We start from the raw sequence: 21,012 nt of genomic DNA, 5'->3' as shown, positions 1-21,012 counted from the left end.
CTTGTCCTCCTCCGCCATCATTGCCGAAAGGCCCGTTCGACAGCCAGCGGACGACCTGTCCCTGCCGCAGCCCTATCTGCTGTTCCTGGGCGACGTGACCGAACCCAGCTTCGCCAAGACCGCGTTCGGCCTGGCGGACTGGGCGGCGGACAAGTGCGTCGGCGAATTTGCCCTGGGCGAAACGGGCGTGAGCACGGGTCTGCCCGAGATGTCCCCTGCCGAGGCCGCTGCCGCCGGTGCGAAAGCGATGGTGATCGGGGTTGCCAATCCCGGCGGCGTCATTCCCGAAGCGTGGCGTGCCGCGCTAGTCGACGCGCTGGAGGCGGGGCTGGATATCGTCAGCGGCCTGCACAATCGGCTGGCAAGCTTCCCCGAACTGGCCGAGGCGGCCCGCCGCAACGACCGGCGCCTGATCGATGTCCGCGTTCCGCCTCCCGATATTACCGTCGGCAACGGACGCAAGCGCAGCGGCAAGCGGCTGCTGACGGTCGGCACCGATTGTGCGCTGGGCAAGAAATACACGGCGCTGGCGCTGCACCGCGCTTTCGTGGCGAGGGGTGAGGAGGCCGACTTTCGCGCCACCGGCCAGACCGGCATTATGATTGCGGGCGGCGGCATTCCAATGGATGCCGTGATCAGCGATTTCGAAGCCGGGGCGGCGGAAAAACTCAGCCCCGATGCAGCACCTGGCCACTGGGACGTGATCGAAGGGCAGGGGTCGCTTTTCAATCCCGCCTACGCCGCGGTTTCCCTGGGTCTCCTGCACGGCAGCCAGCCCGATGTCTTCGTCGTGTGTCACGATCCCCGGCGCACGATGATCCTCGGGCTGGAGGGCTTTGCCTTGCCAAGCGTGGAGGATGTGATCGACCTAACGATCCGCCTGGGGCGGCTAACCAACCCGGCGATCCGCTGCGGGGGCGTAAGTTTCAACACGTCCGGCATGTCTGCCGAAGACGCGGGCGCGCTGTGTGCTGCCGAGAGCGAGCGCCTTGGCCTGCCTGTCGCCGATCCGGTGCGGGGCGAGGCGAATTTCGACCGGCTCGTCGATAACTGCCTGCTGTGAGTGATGGCGCGACCGCAGGTGGCAACACCTTCTTCCGGCGTTACCTGCTGCCCGCGCTCGCGCTGAAAGGCGTCATCATCGGCGGAGGCTATGCGACCGGGCGCGAACTGGCCGAGTATTTTCTCAGCCAGGGGCCGACCGGGGCGCTGCTTGCGATGGCGGTGGCGACGGTCATGTGGAGCATTGTGGCCGCGCTTACATTCGCCCTGGCATTTCACATGCAGGCCTTCGATTACCGCGCCTTCATCGAAAAGCTGCTCGGCCCGGCTGCCATCGTCTTCGAACTCTGCTTCATTGCCTTCTGCATCCTGCTGCTGGCCGTTTTCGGTGCGGCGGCGGGCGAGGTGGTCGCCAGCCTGTTCCCCGTTCCTCCCTGGGTCGGCACGGTTCTGCTGGCACTCGTCATTGCGCTGGTTGCCGGCGCGGGGGAGGCCGCAGTGGAAACGATGTTCAAGGTCGTCTCCTGCTTCCTCTACGCCGTCTACGCGCTGTTCCTCGTGCTGGCGCTAACCCGGTTCGGCGGCCCGATTGGCGAAACTTTGGCAGCAGGCGGTATTTCGCCGGAATGGCCAGTGTCGGGAATAACCTACGGCATCTACAACATCGTGGCAGCCGTGATGATCCTGCCGCTGCTCACCCATTTTACCTCGCGCCGTAACGCCGCAATTGCGGGCGTGATCGCCGGACCGATGGCCATGCTGCCGGCCCTCGCGTTCCTGATCGCCATGACGGCCTTCTATCCGGATATCCTGGGGGCCACACTGCCGTCCGACTATATCCTCCAGCGGCTCGACAGTCCCGCGTTCCGCTTCGTGTTCCAGATCATGGTGCTGGGTGCCCTGCTCGAAAGCGGGGTGGGCGTCATCCACGCCCTGAACGAGCGCGCCCTCCACCTTCATGCCAAACGGCACCCCGACAAGCCGGCGCCGCGCTGGTTTCGCCCCGGCCTTACCGTGGCCGTACTTGTCGGCTGCATGTTCGCTGCCACAGCCATCGGTCTCGTCGACCTTATCGCTTCGGGATACCGCCTGATGGCGCTGGTCTTCCTTTTCACTTTCGTCATACCGCTGCTGACGGTCGGTGTCCTGCGGTTGCGCAGGCCCGCGAGTGGCGGCAAGATTTCCCCACGAACGGATACTGCCCATGTCTAGACTCCTGATCGCCCTTGCCGCCCTTCCGCTGGCATTGCTGGCCAGTCCGGCATTTGCCGACCCGCCGGACGGTTTCGTCGAACGGGTAGAGACCCTGCGCGCGCAGTCGGGCGCGCCGGGCATTGCCATTGCCATCGTGGAGGACGGGGAAACCACCCTGTCGCGGGGCTGGGGCGTGCGCGAAATGGGTACGAACGACCCGGTCGATGCCGATACCATCTTCTACACCGGATCGACCGGAAAGGCGCTGACCAGCGCTGCCTTGGCAACCCTGGTCGATGACGGGGTCATCGACTGGGACGACAAGGTGATCGACCACATGCCGTGGTTCCGCATGTACGATCCGTGGGTCACCAACGAGATCACGATCCGCGACCTGCTCGTTCACCGCAGCGGCCTGGCGCTGGGGGCGGGCGACCTGCTCTACGTGCCCCGCGGCCAGCTTTCGCGCCGCGAAACGGTGGAGCGGCTGCGCTATATCGAACCGGCAACCAGTTTCCGCTCCGCCTATGCCTACGACAACATCCTCTACATCGTGGCGGGCCAGCTGATCGAGGAAGTGACGGGACAGACCTGGGAGGAATACGTCAAGGCCGAGGTGCTCGATCGCGGCGGCATGACATCCTCCACCACCAGCTATGCAATGCGCTACGCCGAGGACAACCGCGCATTGGGACATGCGCGCGTGAATGGCCGGGTGCGCGGCGACGGGCCGCTGTCGGTGCTGGACGAGGACGAGCAGCTTGGCGCGGCCGCGCTGCCAGCGGGCGGCATCGCGATGAGCGCCAACGACCTGGCGCAATGGCTGAAGATCCAGCTGGCGCACGGCGCGCTGCCGGGTGGAGGCCGCCTGTTCAGCGAGGAAACGGCACGCGAGATGTGGCAGCCGGTCACCGTGATGCCCACCACCACCTGGCCGGGCGACCTCGCCGTCGCCAACGCCGACTACACCGCCTATGCGCTCGGCTGGACAGTGGAGGATTACCGCGGTCACAGGCTTGTCTGGCACAATGGTGCGGTGTTCGGTTCGATAGCTGCGGTCGCCCTCCTGCCCGACGAGAACGTCGGCCTCGCCATCGTCGTCAATGCCGAGGAGGGGGCCCTTCGACGCGGCCTGATGTACGAATTGCTGGACCACTATATCGACGCGCCGTTCCACGACTGGCCCGCCAAGTTCGACGGCTTTATCGCCGACATGCAGTCCCGCGGCATTGCTGCGGTATCCGCCATTGCCGACGATCCGGCAGATGTCGGCCCTTCGCTGACCCGAACTGCCTATGCCGGGACCTACCGCGATCCTTGGTATGGCGACGTTGTGGTCAGCGAGCGTGATGGCGGGCTATGGGTCGATTTCGCGACCACCCCCGACATGCAGGGCCCACTGGTTCACTACCAGTACGATACCTTTGTCACGCAGTTCACCGACAGCGGCATCGAACCTGCGCTGGTGACCTTCCAGCTGGATGCCGAGGGGCAAGTGGAGCGGGTAAAGATGGCCGCCGCATCCCCCATCGCCGACTTCAGTTTCAACTATCATGACCTGGACCTGCGTCCGGTAAGAGAGACACCATGAGCAAGTACCTTGCCTGCGTCGCCGCGCTGCTGGCAACCGCAGCCTGCACCACCACGCCGCCTGTCGAAACCGATGTCGAGGCGATCCACCGCGATCTGCTGGTGCTAGATACGCACCTCGACACGCCGCTCAATTTCGGGCGGCCCGGATGGGATTTCTCTCAGGCGCATACGCTTGAAAACGACATTGCCCAAGTCGATCTGGGCCGCATGGCCGCGGGCAACCTGGATGGCGGGTTCTTCGTGATCTACACCGAACAGGGCGAACTGATGGACCAGGGATACCGCGATGCCCTGGCCTTCGCGCGGCTCCGGTCCGACACCATCGACCGCGAGCTGGCCCTGCATCCCGACATGATCCGCCCTGTCACCACGGCCGAACAGGCAGAAGCGCTGGCCGCGCAGGGCCTGCTGTTCGGCTTCAAAAGCATCGAGAATTCATATCCACTGGGTGAAAGCGTTTCCCTGCTGCAGGAATTCTACGACCGCGGCGTCAGGATGGCTGGGCCGGTGCATTCTGCCACCAACCAGTTCGCCGATGCCGCCACGGGTGAAGCGCGCTGGAACGGCCTTAGCCCCCTGGGCCGCGAATGGGTTGCTGAAATGAACCGCCTGGGCATGGTCATCGACGCCAGCCACGCCTCGGATGCTGCGTTCGACCAGATGGTCGACCTGTCCGCGACGCCCATCATCCTTTCGCACACATCGCCGCGTGCCGCTTACGACCATCCGCGCAACCTCGACGATGCGCGCATCCGCAGGCTGGCGGCCAGCGGCGGGGCGATTTGCGCGTCGACGATCTTTCTCAGCGAGATCAACCTGGATGGCGAGCGCGGCGAACTGTTCACGCAGTACGAAAACATCGCCTCGATGAGCGAGGAGAAACAGGCCGAACTCGTCCGTCGTTGGCGCGCCCTCGACGAGACTCAGCCGCTGTGGGACACCGATTTCGAGACCTTCTTCGCCGCGCTGCTGCACGTGATCGAGGTGGCCGGGGTCGACCATGTCTGCTTCGGCGCGGACTGGGACGGCGGGGGCGGGATCGAGGGGTTGATGGAAATCTCCGACCTCCCGCACCTCACCGGGCGGCTGCTCGAGGAAGGATACACGCCCGCGCAGATCGAGAAGATGACCAGCGGGAACGTGCTGCGGATCGTGCGCCAGGCGCAGGCCGCCGCCAGGCGCTGACATGGCGGCCCGACGGGCCGATCTCGACCGGTACGAACGCAAGACACTCCGGCTTTTGCAGCATGACAATTTGCTCTTCCTTCACGATCGTGGGCGAACCGAGCGCGGCGCTGCTCAGCCGGTTGCTGGGTTTTTTCTCGCAGCACGACCTGGGCGCTCCGGAGATGACCGTGACGCGGCGGGGCGGGGACATGATCGTGCAGTTGGAAAGCGCGGACCTGGGCGCGCAGCTCGCCCCGGTAGTATCCGCTAAAATGGGTTCGCTGGTGGGGGTTCGACACGTCGATCTGACATTCACCGAAATTGCCGCCGATCACGCGCCGAACCTTGCGCTTCAGCCAGTTCCGGCACATCGACCATCCCAGCGGATGCCGGGTTCGCGACATAAACGGAGTTCCGATTAATGCGCGTCATCTTCGATCCCCGGCAAACCGAGCATGCGCCCGAGCGCGAGTTGCACAACGGCGCCTGGGCCCCCTACGCAGAGGTGCCGGCACGGGCGGAATCGATTGCCGCGCTATTCGATTGCCAGCCCGCGCGCGACTTCGGGATGGCGCCGCTGGAAGCTGTCCACGCCCCGGAATACCTGCAATTTCTGCAGGATGCCTGGACGGACTGGCAGCAGACCGGGCGAGGCGGGGACGCGATCCCCTACGCCTTTCCGGTCCGGCGCAGACGCGCGCTTTCGCTGGAGCGGATCGATGCCAGAATGGGCAGGCACGCGTTCGACGCGGCGACCCCGATCGCAAGGGATACCTGGAAGTCCGCATACTGGTCCGCGCAGACCGCGCTCACCGCGCTGGAAGACCTGCTGACCGGCACGCAACCGGCCACCTTTGCCCTGTGCCGGCCCCCCGGCCATCATTCGGGCCACGATTACATGGGCGGCTATTGCTACCTCAACAGCGCCGCCATCGCGGCGAGGCATGCGCTATCTTCTGGCGCGAAGCGTGTCGCAGTTCTCGATGTCGACTACCATCACGGCAATGGCACGCAGGACATCTTCTATGAAAGCGCCGACGTTTTCTTCGCCTCGATCCACGCCGATCCCTCGACCGACTACCCCTTCTACTGGGGACACGCCGACGAATGCGGGGCTGGCGAAGGGCAGGGGACTACGCTCAATGTCCCGCTCCCGCGCGGTACGCAGTGGAACGCCTATCGCGATGCGCTGGCGGGCGTTGTCGAAAGGCTGAGTGCCTGGAAGCCCGAGCTGGTCGTGGTCTCGTTCGGGGCCGACACGTTCGCCGGCGATCCCATCTCCGAATTCCTGCTGCGCACCGAAGACTACGAGCAGATGGCGCAGCTTGTTGCGACCATCGGCGTGCCGATCCTGGTGGTGATGGAAGGCGGCTATGCAATCGGAGACCTGGGCGCGAACACGGCGAGCTTTCTCGCCGGGATAGCGACTGCCCTTTGATGGCAGGACGACTGTCGGCGCACAAAGAGGAAAATTGCGCTAGTCCCTTGAATGTCGGCGAACTTATTTCTTTTCTTTTGCAAATGACTTGGTAGTCCAATCGCCATGGGAACTGCCAACGAACTTTCCAGAACGGATCGCCGCGCTGCGCTGGAAGAAGCAATGCAATCGGTGGCAGATGGCAAGCAGGAGGCGTTGCAGCACGTATACGACCTTACTTCGGCCAAGCTGCTCGGCGTGATCATTCAGGTCGTGCGGGATCGCGAGACGGCGGAAGATGTCCTGCAGGAAACCTATATCAAGGTCTGGTCGCGCGCCGGGCGGTTCGACCGCACGCGGGCAAGCCCCATTACCTGGCTTTGCGCCATAGCGCGAAACTCCGCCATCGATGCGGTCCGGAAAGTCGGCCGCCGTGGCGAAATCGGCGACGATGCCTTGCCGGAAATCGCCGATGAGAGCCCCGACGCGGACAAGATGCTTTGCGACGCCGAGGAAAGCGAGCGCCTGAAGGAATGCCTCGACACCTTGCAGCAGGATCACCGCCGCTGCATTCGCATGGCATTCTTCCGGGGCTTCACGCACAGCGAACTGGCCAGCCGTCTCAAAGTACCGCTGGGAACGATGAAAAGTTGGATACGACGTGGCCTCGTCAGCCTGAAGGGTTGCCTCGACCATGGCTGACGAAAGCGCGATCGATTCCGGCTCTCCCGACATTCTGGCGGCCGAATATGCTCTCGGCGTGCTGGAAGGCGAGGAGCTTGCGACGGCCCAGCGCCTGTTCCTGTCCGACCGCGAATTTGCCGAACGCGTGGACTGGTGGCGGCTGCGCCTTGCCTGCATGGCGGAGGAAGCCGGCGAGTTCGAACCGTCCGCTGCGGTGTGGCCTGCGATCAAGCGCAAGATAGAGGCGCTTGCCGAACCTTCCCGTGGAGCAGTCGAGGCGATACCCGAACCTGCGCGACGCGGCTTCTCCGGCTGGGCGCTGGGGGCAGGCATGGGCGCAGCCGCCGCAGCAGCCGTGGCACTCACGCTGCTTGTCGTACCGACAACCACCAATTCGCCGGTTGCACCGGTAGAGACAGCCGCACCCGTTTCCGGCGAGAGGCTGATTGCCCAGCTGCAGAGCGAGGACGGCGAGCTCAGCCTCTCCGGCCTCGTCGATCCGCGGGCGGGCCAGATCGCCGTCAGCCTGAACGGCTTCGATCCTGCCGAGGGGCAGGCCACAGAGCTTTGGGTGGTGCCCGATGGCGGCGCCCCGCAATCGCTCGGCCTGATCCCGGCAGGTGGCACGTTCGAGCGTGAACTGACAGAGGCGGAACGGGCCAGCCTGGTGGAAGGCGCATCCCTTGCGGTGACCTACGAAGATGCCTCGACCGCGCCGCACGCGGCACCCGGCAGCGATATCCTGGTGATCGGCGGCCTTACCCGCATCTGATCCGCTTCTTCAAAAAAATCTAATAAATAGCCCTGTGAAAACAGAGGCTTGAAAATTTATTTCGCACCCGGTGCATCCACTGCGCCGGGTGCGTCGTAGCTCCCCCTGCCATCCGGAAAGCGGATGTGCGCCATGGCCATGGCCGATGCTGGAACGGGGATGCAAAGTGTACGCAGTCCAATCAATCCCGCGAACCTCCAAGGCCTTTGACCATGGTTTCCTGGTCCAAGAAACGAAGAGGAATGCACGATGAATACTCCCCTGACAAAGACGTTCGGTATGGCCCTGCTGGCCGGAACCGCCACGATGGCGATCTCCGCCCCCGCTGCCGCGCAGGAAATCTCCGGAGATACGGGATACGAGTGTCTGCTCACCGAAGACGGAACGACTAGCACCACGGCGAATGCCACGGCGAACGGCGAAGATGCCCTGGCCTGCGGCGAAGATGCCAACGCGGACAGCCCCTCCACTGTCGCGATCGGCGGCGAATCGAACGCCACCACCCCCGGCGCGACTGCGCTGGGCTGGCAGGCCAATGCCACCGGCGCCATGGGCACGGCGGTCGGCCACCAGACCACCGCATCGGGCGACCAGAGCTTTGCCGGCGGTGAAGACGCCGTAGCTTCGGGCACGAATGCCATTGCCATCGGTAACGCCGCGCTCGCGGAAGGTGGCGATTCCATTGCCATTGGCGGCAACCGCGATGGCGACATGGGCATGGCCACGACAGCCACCGGTCCCTCGACAACCGCCGTTGGCGGACAGGCCCTTGCCAGTGGACCGGGCGCAACGGCCTACGGCTGGCGCGCACAGGCCTCTGCTGAACGCGCAACCGCGCTTGGCCACCTGGCGACTGCGCAGGGCGTACGCTCCACCGCCATTGGCGAGAATGCCGACGCGCAAACCGACTTCTCGACCGCGATCGGCAACGAATCTATTGCCAACGGCATTGATGCGCTGAGCATCGGCGATACGGCCATGGCGATGGGCAATTCCACCAGTGCCGTGGGCGGCGAAAGCGTCGCCACCGGGCCGGGAGCCTCCGCTTTCGGCTGGCAGTCGGTCGCTAGTGCAGAGCGCGCCACCGCGCTCGGCCACCTCGCCACCGCCGATGGCTTTTCGGCAGTCGCTGTAGGTGAAGCGGCAGGCGCACTTGCACGCGGTTCTGTCGCGGTAGGCGGCAACGTCGATGGCGGCGTCTACGGCGCGGTTGCCTTCGATGAAATGGGCATCGCAGTTGGCGGCGACGCCGAAGCGCGCGGTGTTGGTGCAATCGCCATCGGTGGTGACGCTGCCGGTTCTGGCGACGGTGCCTTCGCCGACGGGGTCGATGCCCTTTCGGTGGGCGCGAATGCCAGCGCCAGTGGCAATTCGACAAGCGCGGTAGGCGGCGAAAGCGTCGCCACCGGGCCGGGAGCTTCTGCCTTCGGCTGGCAGGCTATGGCCAACACCGAACGTGCGACCGCTCTGGGCCACCTGGCTTCCGCAACCGGCCTTGCTTCGACGGCCATCGGTGAAGGCGCAATCGCCAATGGGGTCGACGCTGTTGCCCTCGGCGGCGGCGTGGACGGTTCCGGCGGCGCGCAGGCGCTCGGCAACTCCACCGTCGCAATCGGCGGCGAAAGCATCGCCAGCACGCCAGGTGCCACGGCTCTCGGCTGGCAGGCCGTTGCCAGCGGCGCGATGGGCACCGCAGTGGGTCACCAGACCACGGCTTCGGGCGACCAGAGCTTCGCCGGCGGTGAAGACGCTGTCGCCTCGGGCTCGAACGCCATCGCTATCGGTAACGCTGCCGTAGCCGAAGGAGGCGATTCCATCGCCATCGGCGGCAACCGCGACGGTGACATGGGCATGGCTACCATTGCCAGCGGACCATCCACGACGGTGGTCGGCGGACAGGCTATGGCCATGGGGCCGGGCGCTACCGCCTTCGGCTGGCGCGCTATCGCCGATGCGGAGCGGGCAACGGCCCTGGGCCATCTCGCCAACGCCAACGGCGTTCGCTCGGTTGCTGTCGGTGAAGCTGCCGTCGCAAGCGGCGACGGTGCGATTGCGATGGGTAACCAGGCTGTCGCCTCGGGCACCAACTCCGTCGCCATCGGTAATGGAGCGACCGCAACGCAGGACGGGCAGGTGGTTGTCGCCAGCCTCGATACCAGCACCGGCGTCCAGACCGGGCCGATCAACTTCGTGACCGCCGATGCCAACGGGACCCTTGGTCTCAGCAGCACGGTTGGCCTGACGGGCCTTGCGAGCAACAACGATGTCATGGCAAACACGGCAGCCATTAGCTCCAACACGGCGGCCATCGGTGTCAATTCCGGCCTGATCGCGGCCAACACCGCGAACATCGCCACCAACGCTTCCGCGATTGCCGACCTGCAGGGGCAGACTGCCACGCTGTTCGATCTCGCCGATGAGAACACCCGCGGCCTGCGTGAGGCCAACGAAGGCGTCGCGCTTGCCCTCGCCATGGAATCCCCGGTGCTGATGCCAACGGACAGCTTCGGCGTCGCCGGCGGCTTTGGCTACTTCAACGAACGGGTCGCCGGGTCCGCATCCTTCTCCGCCAGGATCAGTGACAGCACCTATTTCACCGGCGGTGTGGGTGTCGGCTTCAGCGAAGGCGAAGTCGGTGCACGTGCCGGGTTCCAGGCCGCCTGGTAAGGCGCAAGGATGGCTAAACACCAGATCTCCTGAGGACCAGGAGAGGGGGCCGGGACGAAAGTTCCGGCCCCTTTTTTATGGGGAACTCGCACTGGAAAAGCGCTGGATTAACGCGCGTGCATTTTGGGTGCTTTCTGGAAGACGCGTACGAGTTCGCGGAACATCTGGAAAGATGGTGGGCGCGGCAAGGATTGAACTTGCGACCCCACCCGTGTGAAGGATGGGGTTACGGACAATCTGGGATTTTCTGGGATCATAAAAAGCCTTGAAAAATAGATAGTTTTTTCTAAACTCGTCTCATTCAATCCACCCAAGTTTTTCATACTTGTTTCATACGTTTCATACAAAGGCGATCCGCAGATGCCTGATCTAAGCAAGATTGGTGAGCGCGAAAAGCTGAAGCCGAGAGGAGACAAGGAGCCTCACTGGCAGCGGCTTCAGGCTGGCTGGTACGTCGGCTATCGACCATCCCGGCGCGGCGGGAAGGGTTCTTGGTTTGCCCGTACGTATGATGAAGATGCAGGCAAATACCGGCGCAAGAATCTTGGATCGTATGGTGCCCTGTCCGGACATGAAGTCTTCGCGACGGCAAAGAAGGATGCGGAAGCCTTCGCCGAACTGGTCGAAGCGGGAGGGTTGCGGTCAGAGAAGCTGGACACGGTTGCAGATGCGTGTCGAGCCTATCTCGAAGACAAGCCGGGTCCTATTGCTGAAGGGGTGTTTCGTCGTCACGTCTACGATGACGCGATTGCCAAGGTTAAGTTGGATAAGCTGCGGAAGCACCATTTGCGGGCATGGCGAAAGCGGCTCGAAAACGCGCCAGCGCTTGTCACGCGAAGCAAAGAAGGCGAGCCTCGGTTCAAGGCCCGAGCTGCCTCTACGGTTAATCGTGATATGGTTCCGCTTCGCGCGGCACTTTGGCGGGTTCTTTCTCCCGGTGCCCCAAATACGGACGCCGCATGGCAAGAGGCATTGAAGCCAATCAAGGGCGCTGATCGGCGTCGGGATGTCTATTTAGACCGTGCCGAGCGAAAGAAACTTCTCGCCGCGCTGGCTGAAGACATCGAACCATTTGTCCGTGGCCTCTGCCTCTTGCCTTTGCGCCCAGGTGCTCTTGCCGCTCTGAAAGTCAGTGACTTCGACAAAAGGACCAGAACGCTTACGATTGGTGCCGACAAGAATGGTGTTCCTCGACAGATCAGTGTTCCTGAAAGCATCGCCGGTTTTCTGTCGGATCAGAGCAAGCGCAAACTACCCTCTGCTTCTATGTTCGTGCGAGCAGATGGTGTGCCTTGGTCCAAGGATAAATGGAAAGGTCCCATAAAGAACGCCGTGAAGGATGCAGGTCTTCGTCCGGCAACCTCCGCTTATACCTTGCGCCACAGCGTCATCACCGACTTGGTGCGCGCAGGCCTGCCGATCCTGACCGTTGCTCAGCTGTCGGACACGAGCGTCGCCATGATCGAGAAACATTATGGGCATTTGGTACGCAACGACGCGGAACATGCGCTGGCTCAATTGGCACTTTGAGTTTCGAAACTAGATTTCGCCAAGCCAATCAACACGCGTCGGTCGAGACCGACAGCGACACCCTCGGTCGTGACTTCGTTGCCGAAACGATCAATTTCTAGATCTACATCTTCATGAACCCAGAGATCGCCAGCATCAGTCACAATGGCAACGCCGGGAGGCAGGTTTCTAGTCGCCCGCTGATCCGCTTTCGATTCTTGTTCATGACGATCCGTATGCCATCCATCGACGAAGAACGCTCCTGACATATGCGGGTGTTTCCCCATTCCGGGGGATGCCACCGGCGCGGGGCACCGCGCCTGGACCGGCGTTGTAAGCTGCAAGTGCCAGATGAACATCGCCAAAGCGGTCCAACATCTGGCGCAGATAACGCGCGCCACCTTCAATGTTCTGGTTTGGATCATGCAGATTACTGACGCCAAGTTCGCGAGCCGTTGCGGGCATCAGCTGGGCAAGGCCGGCAGCACCAGCCGGACTAATGGCCATCGGGTTGAACCGGGACTCGGCCCAGACCAGAGCCAGCATTAGTCCGGGCGGCAGACGATACCGGGCTTCTGCTTTCCGTATGAGCGGCTCGTAGAGCGCTTCGCGATAGGATGCTTGAAGCTGCACCCTCAATGGCGTTTCACCGCCAATCCATTGGCTTTGGTCTGGGCCGGATTCAGGAGGCTCATACCGATGCTCCAACATCGTGAACTCTTGCGCTTGTGCGCAAGGTGCCAAAGGACTGACGAAAGTCGCCATCGATCCAATCAGCACAGCCAGTTTCATCGCGGTCACTCCCATCGCTTGCAGCGAATCGGAATAGAACATAAATAGATCATGTAGGAAAATGCTTTGTCCTGCCCATCGATGAGAGGGGAGGACAGCGGCCATGGGGGAGCCTGCGAAGGAGCCCTTATGCCTGTTGTTACGACAAGCCATCCGCTAGCCGAGACCGCTCGCCGCATCTGCGAATCTCGCGGCGGCAAATGGTCGGGCACAAAGGGCATGGCTTGCTGCCCCGCGCATAACGATCGCACGCCATCGCTCGGGGTGTCACTCGGCCGAAAAGCCATCCTTTTCCATTGCTTTGCGGGATGCGATCAGCAGAACGTGCTTGCAGCCTTGGCACGGGACGGTTTCGAGGCACCTGCGCTTTTTTCCGGTTCCGCAACTGCCGACCATTGCGAGCCGACCAGGATACGCAAACCCTCTGCAGCAGCGCTGAGAATTTGGCGCGAAGCGCAAGCTTTGCGAGCCAGTCCTGCAAAGGCTTACCTTGAGAGCCGCGGTATCCTCGCCGCATCTCCGGCGCTCCGCTTCCATCCACGAACGCCGCTTGGTCCGAAGGGACGCTCCCGCTTTTTGCCGGCGATGATTGCGGCTGTCAGCCTCGACGAGGGGCCGATCGCCATCCATCGCACGTTCCTGTCGGGCAATGCCAAGGCTGGCTTCGACAAGCCGAAGCGCGCACTCGGCGCGCTTGGTGCAGCTGCTGTCCGTCTCTTTGCTCCGGCTTCCGGCAAGCTTGGCCTTGCCGAGGGTATCGAGAGCGCGATGTCAGCCTATGCGCTCACCGGAATTCCTGTCTGGGCAACCCTGGGTAATGAGCGCTTCGGCATCGTCAGCGTGCCCGAGAGCGTGACCGAACTCCATCTCTTCGTCGATCATGATGCTGGTGGCGAGCTGGCTGCCTCGCGTGGCCTCGCTGCCTATGCCCGCGATGGACGGACGATCCAGGTCCGAAAGCCATATGCACCGGATACAGACTGGAACGACGAACTTACAGCGTGGCTGCACCGCAAAGCGGCGCAGTAAGAGGAGAGAGGGCACTTTCCGACCAAATGCACCGGCTATCGAAACACGCGTCATCAGCTAGGGCACGGCAATGCCCAAGTCCCGCAAACCAGTCAGCCCGTTTCGATGTTTCAACTCTTCGCCCGAGATGATCCGCCTTGGTCGTGATGATGTACGTCCGCATTCCGCTGAGCCTGCGCAACGTGGAGGACCTGCTCTCCGAGCGCGAGATCGACATCTGCCACGAGACCGCCCGTATTTGGCGGAACAGGTTCGGACCGATGTTCGACGCTGATGTGCGGTGCCAGCGGGTGAGCCGGATGAAGGGCTTCCGCCAGGGGAAGTGGCACCTTGATGAGGTCTACGTAAAGAATCAACGGCGAGATGCACTACCTGTGGCGAGCGGTTGACCAGGAGGGGGAGGTGCTCGAGAGCTAAGTCACCAAGACGCGCGACAAGGCGGCACTGCGCTTGAAGTCGTTACAGAAGTTCGCCTCGGTCTAAGCCAACGTCCACAATCACTTCAATCTCGAACGCCACCTGATCGACAGACAGACCTACAAGGCCCGCCGCTCGGCCGCACTGGCCGAGTGGCAGAACCTCATGGCCTAAACCGACGCTGCGTTGGGGAGAGCACTGCCAATCGGAGACAAGTTGCGATTAGACTGATAGCACCGCTCTATCCGTTCGCGGCCAGCCGAATGCTGCGCGACCTGCTTCGGCAGGAGGGCGTGGAGATTGGCCGGCTCCACGTCTCGACGCTGATGAAGCGGATGCGGATCGGGGCTATCTACCGCCGGCCAAACGCGTCGAAGCCAGCGCCGGGGTACAAGGTCTATCCCTACCTGCTGTGCAAGCTGGCGGCAACGCAGCCCAACCAGGTGTTCAGACAAACCGAGCCATCTCTGTTGCCGCGTTTGGAGATGCTGAGCAACCGAGGCTTGCCGCCAGTGTTATGTTGCCGGGGAACCAGACCGAGCCAGGCCACAGGAGTCCGGGCTTTGGCGAAGCCGCTTGCGCCGCCCACCGCCGCGATCAGGGCCGTTGCGTTCAAGACCCCGACGCCGGGGATGGAGGTCAGCCTTTGTGCGGCGGCAATACTGCGCGCGAGTTCTATGAACTCGCCGTTCAGCGCCTCGATCCTTGCATCGAGTTCCTGCCATTCGGCACGCAGTTCGCAAACCAACTAGCGCACGCGCTGCGACAAAGTCCCATCGGCTTCAGCAGGCTTCCATTGCAATTACGCATGCCGGGAGTTTCGTCACATAGTGGATAAGCGTCTGGCGCCGCACCGACCGGCGTATGACCACCCCACCGGCTGCGTCAACGCGAACCACGCTGCAGGAATTCTTGCCCAGATCAACGCCAAGGCTCACAATAGACATCGGTTCGCTCCTTTCCCTTCTCAAACACCGGCATCATATCCGATGCCGAGGAAAGGGGCGAGCCAATGCTCGCAGATATGTGCAATGTCACTGGCCGTAGGGACATAGCAGCCGGACGGTCCGTGACTCGCCGACCGACGGCGTCGGAGAGGTATGGTTTTGAAAGCTGTGAAGCGATGCAGGCGGCGCTCGACAAGCCCCGCTTTAGGCGCGGATGAGCAGAATTCATCGATGAAGTGCGCTGCCTTTCATTCGTCGGACTGGGTGTGCTATGACCGACAGCCTGCCCCCGCTGTCGGGCTGCTGATCAATCAGGTGTAGACATCGCTTCACGTCCGGCGATGCGGCCGAAGAACGACCCGGGCCCAAGGCTCATGCCACTCGCGTAGCTCTTACCGTCCGGCGACAGGTGCGCAGTGCATGCCCCAGCAGCGTAAAGACCCTCAACGAACTTGCCATCTCTGCGCTGCACGCGCGCGTCTGGCCCGATCCGCAGCCCCCCCAAGGTGATGTAGTAATAGGTCGACCGATTGAAGGAGATGTCGAACGCCGCCCAAGGGGCCGAAGTCAACGGTTTCAGCCAGTCGGCATGTTTTTCAAACAGAGGATCGCGACCAAGTGCGGCCTGCGCGTTATAGGTTTCAAGCGTATGGGCGAGCGAGCCAGGCGGCAAGCCGAGCCCTAGTTCCATTTCTCCGGTCGTTTCATACCCATCGACCAGGCTATGGTTGGCCCCCACAATCTCGGGATAGGCGAAGATTTCGGAATCGACGATGAGAAACGCTCGTTGGTCCGGCTGCTCCATGATAAAGGATGCGGTCCGTCCGTGATAAGCGTCCTCCGCCACGAAACGCCTGCCACGGCTGTTGACGATGATGCCTTTCACCAGTTGCGGCGGAGGGTAGATCGATGCGGTCGCGATTAGCCCATCCATGCCGCGAACGTCTCCGCCAGCCTCGGCGGCCATGTTGATGCCGGAGCCATCGGTATGGGGAACCCCCATCGGCTCCGCCGTGTCCGGCAGGCCGGGAAAATAGCGAGCGAGCATTTTTTCATTCCGGCCGTAACCTCCGGTCGCTACAATCACAGCGCGATTTGCGTGCAAATGGCGTCTCTCGCCAAACTGGCGTACGGTTACGCCGCACACCTTGCCGGATTCGTCGATGATCAGGGACGTTGCAGTCGTATCGAAGATGGTGCGCACGCCGGCCTCGTTGCACCGGGCTACCAACGCCTCCATGGCTGCGGCCCCTGACGCGTCGCCCTCCATCGCCACCTGATGGCCGCGCGGGGCCGGCGTCGCAGCATCTCGAAACGGCCAGACCTTCTCGTTGCCCGACCACATCAGCCCCTGCGTGCCGTTCAGGAATACCGTCTTGTCGGGATAATAGCTACGCTCGAACGGTATACCTTGAGCCTCCAGCCACTCAAAGTGTTTTACATTGCCGTCGCAATAGCGCCGGATGAGGTCGGCCTGGCCGGGCCCCATGCTAGCTATCATCGACCGGTACATATTGTCCGGTGTATCCTTGTAGTTAGCCGCTTTCTGCACCTCGGTGCCGCCGCCGAGGTAAAAAATTCCGGATGACAGCGCACTGGCGCCGCCAGCGCCGCTCGTGCGTTCGACCACCAGAACGTCTCCGCCGGCCCGTCGTGCTTCAAGCGCGGCGCAGGCGCCCGCTATACCATAGCCCAGAATGATGACGTCAGCTTCTTCAGCGAACTGATCGATCTCGTCCAGCGGTGTGGGATCATGCATGGTGTGGTCCTGTAAGGGCATCAATGGCCATCGGGCGCCTAGCGCCTCCTGCTGGCAGTTTTGCCGTGTTCGCGCCAGAGCGAACCAGGAGGGGGTCGGATGTGCGCATGATCTCCCACGTTACCTGGCCTTCTCATGATCCGGTGGCATTCGCCGGCCTGGTGGGATTTTGCGCGGAGATATTACGAGCCGCTACATAGGCGAATGCCATTGTCGGTCCAAGGCTGGCTCCCCCGCCGGGGTACGCACCGCGAAACGCCGGATTTGCATCGACACCAACGGCGTAGAGACCGTCTATGACAGATCCGTCCTTGCGAATGACCCGAGCCTTTGCATCAGTATCGAGCCCATTAAGCGTGCTCAGTTCGCCCGGCCGCAGTTCGACCGCGTAGAAGGGGCCTTGACGGAGCGGACCAAGACTGGGGTTCGGCATGTGGTCCGGATCGCCCTGCGACGACGAATAGACATCTTCCCCTCGATGGAAATCGGCATCGATGCCGCTATCGGCATAGCGATTGAACGTCTCGACGGTCTCGGTCAGCGCTTCTGGTGGAATGCCGAGTTGGATCGCCAGCGCCGCGATGGTATCCGCCTTCTTCAGATATCCGTTGGCGAGATAGGATCGTAGGGGCAAGGGGGAGGCTTTCGCTAGGCCCATCGAATGCTTGCGAATGGCGGCATGGGTGCCGATCAGCCATGCGCTTTCGATACCGCGCGCGTGCATGGCCTTGCAAAATGCTTGGTAGGATGCGCCCTCGTTGACGAACCGCTTTCCCTCGCTGTCGACCACAATCAGGCCCGGGCGATGACGATCGAGCATGATGTGTGAAAAGACGATTCTTTTCCCCGATGCGTCGGTCATAGACGACATAGGCGCCCAGATGCCGTTGTCTATATTTTCCTGGACGAAGTATCCGCCTGCCTGTTCGCCCATGCGAATTCCGTCGCCGGTATTGCCGGGGGGCTGCAGCGACCATCCTGCGTCCGCCATCGGCATGTTCTCTCGCCGCATCGCCTGATTGGCGCCATAGCCGCCACTGGCGAGGATAACGCCGCGCCTCGCGCGTAATTCCGATATCTGCCCGTTCCTCTGAACTCTAACGCCCACTATTCTGCCATGTTCTTCAAGCAAACCAGTGACCGCCGTTTTTAGCCACAGTTCGACGCCCGCCCGCCGCGCCGATAGCAGCAGTCGGGCGACCAGCGCGTTGCCGTTCACAAGGCGGGTGGCGCGCCCATGTCGCACTCGGTCCCAAGCGTAGCGCAGAAATCTTTTCGCCCCGTAAAAAAAAGATTTCGGCGATCGCAGCACCGCCATGAAATGCGCGGCGTCCTCGAAACCGATCTGCATGCCGCCGAACACGCCGAGCTGACCGAGAGCGGGGCGCAGATACTGGAAATCCCGGCCGAGCGCCTTGCCGTCGAAGCTTTGGGTCAATAATGTGCGGCCAGTCGATGCGCCGGGCTGGTTTGCTTCATAGTCGGGAATCAAACCTCCCATGAAGCGCACGTCGGTGCGATCCTCAAGGTAGCAGACCATCTCCCGCCCGGCTTTCACGAATGCTTTTGTCTTGCGCGCATCGAAATAACCGCCGGTGATGTTGCGCAGGTAAAGTACCGCGTCTTCCGCGGTGTCGGACAGGCCGAGGCTAGCCATGTGATCATTTCCGGGGATCCACAGTCCGCCGCCGGAGATCGCCGAGGTGCCGCCGAAATACGCTGTCTTCTCGATGACGACGGTTGCAAGTCCGTGCTGCGCAGCGACGATTGCGGCCGTTAGTCCGCCCGCGCCGGAGCCGACGACGACAACATCAAAATCGTTTTTCGGAACAGGTTCCGTCACTCTCCGCAAACCACCCTTTGATTACATGTTCGCATTTTATCATCGTGCCGCGAACAACAAACATGTTTCCACCCGCATTTATGTCCCCGGGTGAGGGGACTGAGGTGGCGACAGGGCACTTTCCGACCAAATGCACCGGCTATCGAAACACGCGTCATCAGCTAGGGCACGGAAATGCCCAAGTCCCGCAAACCAGTCAGCCCGTTTCGATGTTTCAACTCTTCGCCCGAGATGATCCGCCTTGGTCGTGATGATGTACGTCCGCATTCCGCTGAGCCTGCGCAACGTGGAGGACCTGCTCTCCGAGCGCGAGATCGACATCTGCCACGAGACCGCCCGTATTTGGCGGAACAGGTTCGGACCGATGTTCGACGCTGATGTGCGGTGCCAGCGGGTGAGCCGGATGAAGGGCTTCCGCCAGGGGAAGTGGCACCTTGATGAGGTCTACGTAAAGAATCAACGGCGAGATGCACTACCTGTGGCGAGCGGTTGACCAGGAGGGGGAGGTGCTCGAGAGCTAAGTCACCAAGACGCGCGACAAGGCGGCACTGCGCTTCGTGAAGAAGGCGCTGAGGAAGCACGGCTCGCCAGCCGAGATCACTACCAACGGCCTGCGCTCATACGAGGCGGCGATGGGTGAGCTCGGCAACGCCGACAAGCAGGAGGCGGGACGCTAGGTCAACAACCGGGTGTATTCTGTTGAAAAACTCCTCTTGCGAAGAGGGCGAGCCGCTGATTCAGTGATCTTCGTAATCAGGAGATTTGCTGATGATGGGCGAGCGGACGGTGATGCAGGAGGCGCTGTTCTACAGCTTCCGCATTGAGGATCATGTGCCGCAGGATCACCTGCTGCGTTCGGTTGACCGGTTCGTCGATCTGACGGGTATCCGAGAGCACCTGAAGCCGTTCTACAGCTCGACCGGGCGGCCTTCGGTTGATCCCGAGCTAATGATCCGGATGCTCCTCATTGGCTATTGCATGGGCATACGCTCGGAGCGCCGCTTGTGCGAGGAGGTGCACCTCAACCTCGCCTATCGCTGGTTCTGCCGGCTAGATCTCGAGGGGTCGGTGCCCGATCACTCCACCTTCTCCAAGAACCGGCACGGCCGGTTCCGCGACAGCGACCTGCTGCGCAAGCTCTTCGAGATGACCGTCGAGCGCTGCATGAGAGAAGGACTGGTGGGAGCAGAGGGCTTCGCGGTCGATGCGAGCCTGATCCGCGCGGATGTCCACCGGCAACGTTCGGTGCCGGGGGAAGAAGGCCTCCCGCCCGAAGTTGCCGGTCGCGCGGTCGCTGAGTATCTCGAGGTCCTCGATGATGCAGCCTTCGGCGCAGCCACGCCTGTCGAACCAAAGCGGGTCAGCCTGACCGATCCCGCTGCGCGCTGGACTGCGGCGACGCGCGATGCGGCTTTCTACTCCTACTCCACCAACTATCTGATCGACCTCGATCACGCGGTGATCGTCGATGTCGAGGCGACGACATCGGTTCGGCAGGCCGAGGTGCTTGCGCAGCGAAGGATGATCGAGCGAACGCAGGAGCGCTTTGGCTTGTGGCCCGAGAAGCTGGTGGCCGACACTGCTTATGGCTCGGCGCCGAACCTTGCCTGGCTGGTCGAGGACAAGGGTATCGAGCCCCATATCCCCGTGTTCGACAAGTCTGCACGCAGCGACGGCACTCTTGCGCGGTCCGACTTTACCTATGACGCCGAGGACGACAGTTACCTCTGCCCTGGCGGAAAGCGGCTGAGACCATCCAACCGCAACTTCAAGGCCCCGCGCCCGCTGGCCAATGCCGATGGCTTCATCCGCTACCGTGCGAGCCAGAAGGACTGTCAGGCATGCAATCTCAAGCAGCTCTGCGCACCCCGCACGGCGACCCGCAAGATCGTGCGCTCGGTCCACGAAGGCGCACGCGACCTGGCACGCGATATCTCCAAAAGTGACGCCTATCTCGTCTCACGTCGCCAGCGAAAGAAGGTCGAGATGCTCTTTGCGCACCTCAAGCGGATCCTGAAGCTGGACCGCTTGCGTCTGCGCGGTCCCAACGGAGCAAAAGACGAGTTCCACCTCGCCGCCGCAGCCCAGAACCTCCGGAAACTGGCCAAGATGCGGCCCATGCCGGGCCTCGCCACCGCCTGAGAGAGGCAGCGGCCTCACTCGCCCTCGATCCGGGGAGCTAAACCAACGCAGCCAACGGCGACTTTTTCAACGGAATAG

The 21,012-nt window shown here is 62.5% G+C and carries 16 protein-coding genes and 5 pseudogenes; 15 read left to right on the top strand and 6 right to left on the bottom strand.

What is annotated here, in order from left to right; all coding sequences use genetic code 11:
- Position 1: 1 nt before the first annotated feature.
- From D2V07_RS11875 to D2V07_RS11830, 10 genes are all read left to right on the top strand, one after another.
- Positions 2 to 1,063, top strand: coding sequence for a DUF1611 domain-containing protein (locus D2V07_RS11875; protein ID WP_233548377.1), 1,062 nt, complete (start codon positions 2 to 4; stop codon positions 1,061 to 1,063).
- Complete coding sequence (locus tag D2V07_RS11870) at positions 1,060 to 2,214, top strand: YkvI family membrane protein (protein ID WP_119587224.1); 1,155 nt, start codon at positions 1,060 to 1,062, stop codon at positions 2,212 to 2,214. The genes D2V07_RS11875 and D2V07_RS11870 overlap by 4 nt, the downstream gene beginning before the upstream one ends.
- Positions 2,207 to 3,787 carry a serine hydrolase gene (locus tag D2V07_RS11865; RefSeq protein WP_119587223.1) on the top strand — a complete coding sequence of 527 codons (1,581 nt, stop codon included), beginning with the start codon at positions 2,207 to 2,209 and terminating at the stop codon, positions 3,785 to 3,787. Before D2V07_RS11870 ends, D2V07_RS11865 begins: the two co-directional genes overlap by 8 nt.
- Positions 3,784 to 4,974 (top strand): dipeptidase, encoded by a 1,191-nt coding sequence (locus D2V07_RS11860; protein ID WP_119587222.1) that lies wholly within the window; start codon positions 3,784 to 3,786, stop codon positions 4,972 to 4,974. Before D2V07_RS11865 ends, D2V07_RS11860 begins: the two co-directional genes overlap by 4 nt.
- Positions 4,975 to 5,063: 89 nt before the next feature.
- Positions 5,064 to 5,378, top strand: a complete 315-nt coding sequence (locus D2V07_RS11855; RefSeq protein ID WP_147366959.1) for a hypothetical protein — start codon at positions 5,064 to 5,066, stop codon at positions 5,376 to 5,378.
- Positions 5,378 to 6,394, top strand: coding sequence for a histone deacetylase family protein (locus tag D2V07_RS11850; protein ID WP_119587220.1), 1,017 nt, complete (start codon positions 5,378 to 5,380; stop codon positions 6,392 to 6,394). The genes D2V07_RS11855 and D2V07_RS11850 overlap by 1 nt, the downstream gene beginning before the upstream one ends.
- A 105-nt stretch (positions 6,395 to 6,499) precedes the next feature.
- Positions 6,500 to 7,075 (top strand): sigma-70 family RNA polymerase sigma factor, encoded by a 576-nt coding sequence (locus tag D2V07_RS11845; protein ID WP_119587219.1) that lies wholly within the window; start codon positions 6,500 to 6,502, stop codon positions 7,073 to 7,075.
- Complete coding sequence (locus tag D2V07_RS11840) at positions 7,068 to 7,829, top strand: anti-sigma factor (protein WP_119587218.1); 762 nt, start codon at positions 7,068 to 7,070, stop codon at positions 7,827 to 7,829. The genes D2V07_RS11845 and D2V07_RS11840 overlap by 8 nt, the downstream gene beginning before the upstream one ends.
- Before the next feature lie 249 nt (positions 7,830 to 8,078).
- Positions 8,079 to 10,496 (top strand): hypothetical protein, encoded by a 2,418-nt coding sequence (locus D2V07_RS11835; protein ID WP_119587217.1) that lies wholly within the window; start codon positions 8,079 to 8,081, stop codon positions 10,494 to 10,496.
- A 360-nt stretch (positions 10,497 to 10,856) separates the two neighbouring features.
- The gene (locus D2V07_RS11830; protein WP_119587216.1) at positions 10,857 to 12,026 is read left to right on the top strand and encodes a tyrosine-type recombinase/integrase; all 1,170 of its coding nucleotides are present in this window, start codon (positions 10,857 to 10,859) and stop codon (positions 12,024 to 12,026) included.
- Here the strand turns inward: D2V07_RS11830 and D2V07_RS18850 are convergent.
- Positions 12,011 to 12,169 carry a hypothetical protein gene (locus tag D2V07_RS18850; protein WP_233548376.1) on the bottom strand — a complete coding sequence of 53 codons (159 nt, stop codon included), beginning with the start codon at positions 12,167 to 12,169 and terminating at the stop codon, positions 12,011 to 12,013. The two genes, D2V07_RS11830 and D2V07_RS18850, sit on opposite strands and share 16 nt — an antisense overlap.
- Positions 12,170 to 12,227: 58 nt before the next feature.
- Positions 12,228 to 12,839: a lytic transglycosylase domain-containing protein gene (locus D2V07_RS11820; protein WP_233548375.1), complete on the bottom strand. Its 612-nt coding sequence runs from the start codon at positions 12,837 to 12,839 to the stop codon at positions 12,228 to 12,230.
- A 39-nt stretch (positions 12,840 to 12,878) separates the two neighbouring features.
- On the opposite strand from D2V07_RS11820, the gene D2V07_RS19145 reads away from it, so the two are divergent.
- The 3 genes and pseudogenes from D2V07_RS19145 to D2V07_RS11805 form a co-directional block, all read left to right on the top strand.
- Positions 12,879 to 13,826, top strand: a complete 948-nt coding sequence (locus tag D2V07_RS19145) for a DUF7146 domain-containing protein (protein WP_456061944.1) — start codon at positions 12,879 to 12,881, stop codon at positions 13,824 to 13,826.
- A 127-nt stretch (positions 13,827 to 13,953) separates the two neighbouring features.
- A pseudogene (locus D2V07_RS19140) lies at positions 13,954 to 14,417 on the top strand (DDE-type integrase/transposase/recombinase).
- A gap of 68 nt (positions 14,418 to 14,485) precedes the next feature.
- Positions 14,486 to 14,692 (top strand): annotated as a pseudogene (locus D2V07_RS11805) (IS3 family transposase); the annotation flags it as partial.
- A gap of 20 nt (positions 14,693 to 14,712) precedes the next feature.
- Here D2V07_RS11805 and D2V07_RS19135 read toward each other — a convergent pair.
- The 4 genes and pseudogenes from D2V07_RS19135 to D2V07_RS11790 all read right to left on the bottom strand — a co-directional run.
- A pseudogene (locus D2V07_RS19135) lies at positions 14,713 to 14,991 on the bottom strand (transposase); the annotation flags it as partial.
- Positions 14,992 to 15,028: 37 nt separating this feature from the next.
- Positions 15,029 to 15,190, bottom strand: a pseudogene (locus D2V07_RS19130) (IS110 family transposase); the annotation flags it as partial.
- A gap of 307 nt (positions 15,191 to 15,497) precedes the next feature.
- On the bottom strand, positions 15,498 to 16,949 hold the full coding sequence (locus tag D2V07_RS11795) for an FAD-dependent oxidoreductase (protein WP_119587214.1): 1,452 nt from the start codon (positions 16,947 to 16,949) through the stop codon (positions 15,498 to 15,500).
- A gap of 133 nt (positions 16,950 to 17,082) precedes the next feature.
- Positions 17,083 to 18,792, bottom strand: coding sequence for an FAD-dependent oxidoreductase (locus D2V07_RS11790; RefSeq protein ID WP_158586823.1), 1,710 nt, complete (start codon positions 18,790 to 18,792; stop codon positions 17,083 to 17,085).
- A gap of 174 nt (positions 18,793 to 18,966) precedes the next feature.
- Here D2V07_RS11790 and D2V07_RS19215 point away from each other — a divergent pair.
- Positions 18,967 to 19,466: pseudogene (locus D2V07_RS19215) on the top strand (IS6 family transposase); the annotation flags it as partial.
- A gap of 94 nt (positions 19,467 to 19,560) precedes the next feature.
- Positions 19,561 to 20,934, top strand: coding sequence for a transposase (locus D2V07_RS11780; protein WP_119586016.1), 1,374 nt, complete (start codon positions 19,561 to 19,563; stop codon positions 20,932 to 20,934).
- Positions 20,935 to 21,012: the final 78 nt, after the last annotated feature.

This window comes from Aurantiacibacter zhengii, assembly GCF_003584125.1.
In the GTDB taxonomy this organism is placed as follows: Bacteria; Pseudomonadota; Alphaproteobacteria; order Sphingomonadales; family Sphingomonadaceae; genus Alteraurantiacibacter; species Alteraurantiacibacter zhengii.
The sequence above is the reverse complement of the archived record's forward strand: the minus strand, read 5'-3'. Positions and strand labels throughout refer to the sequence as shown.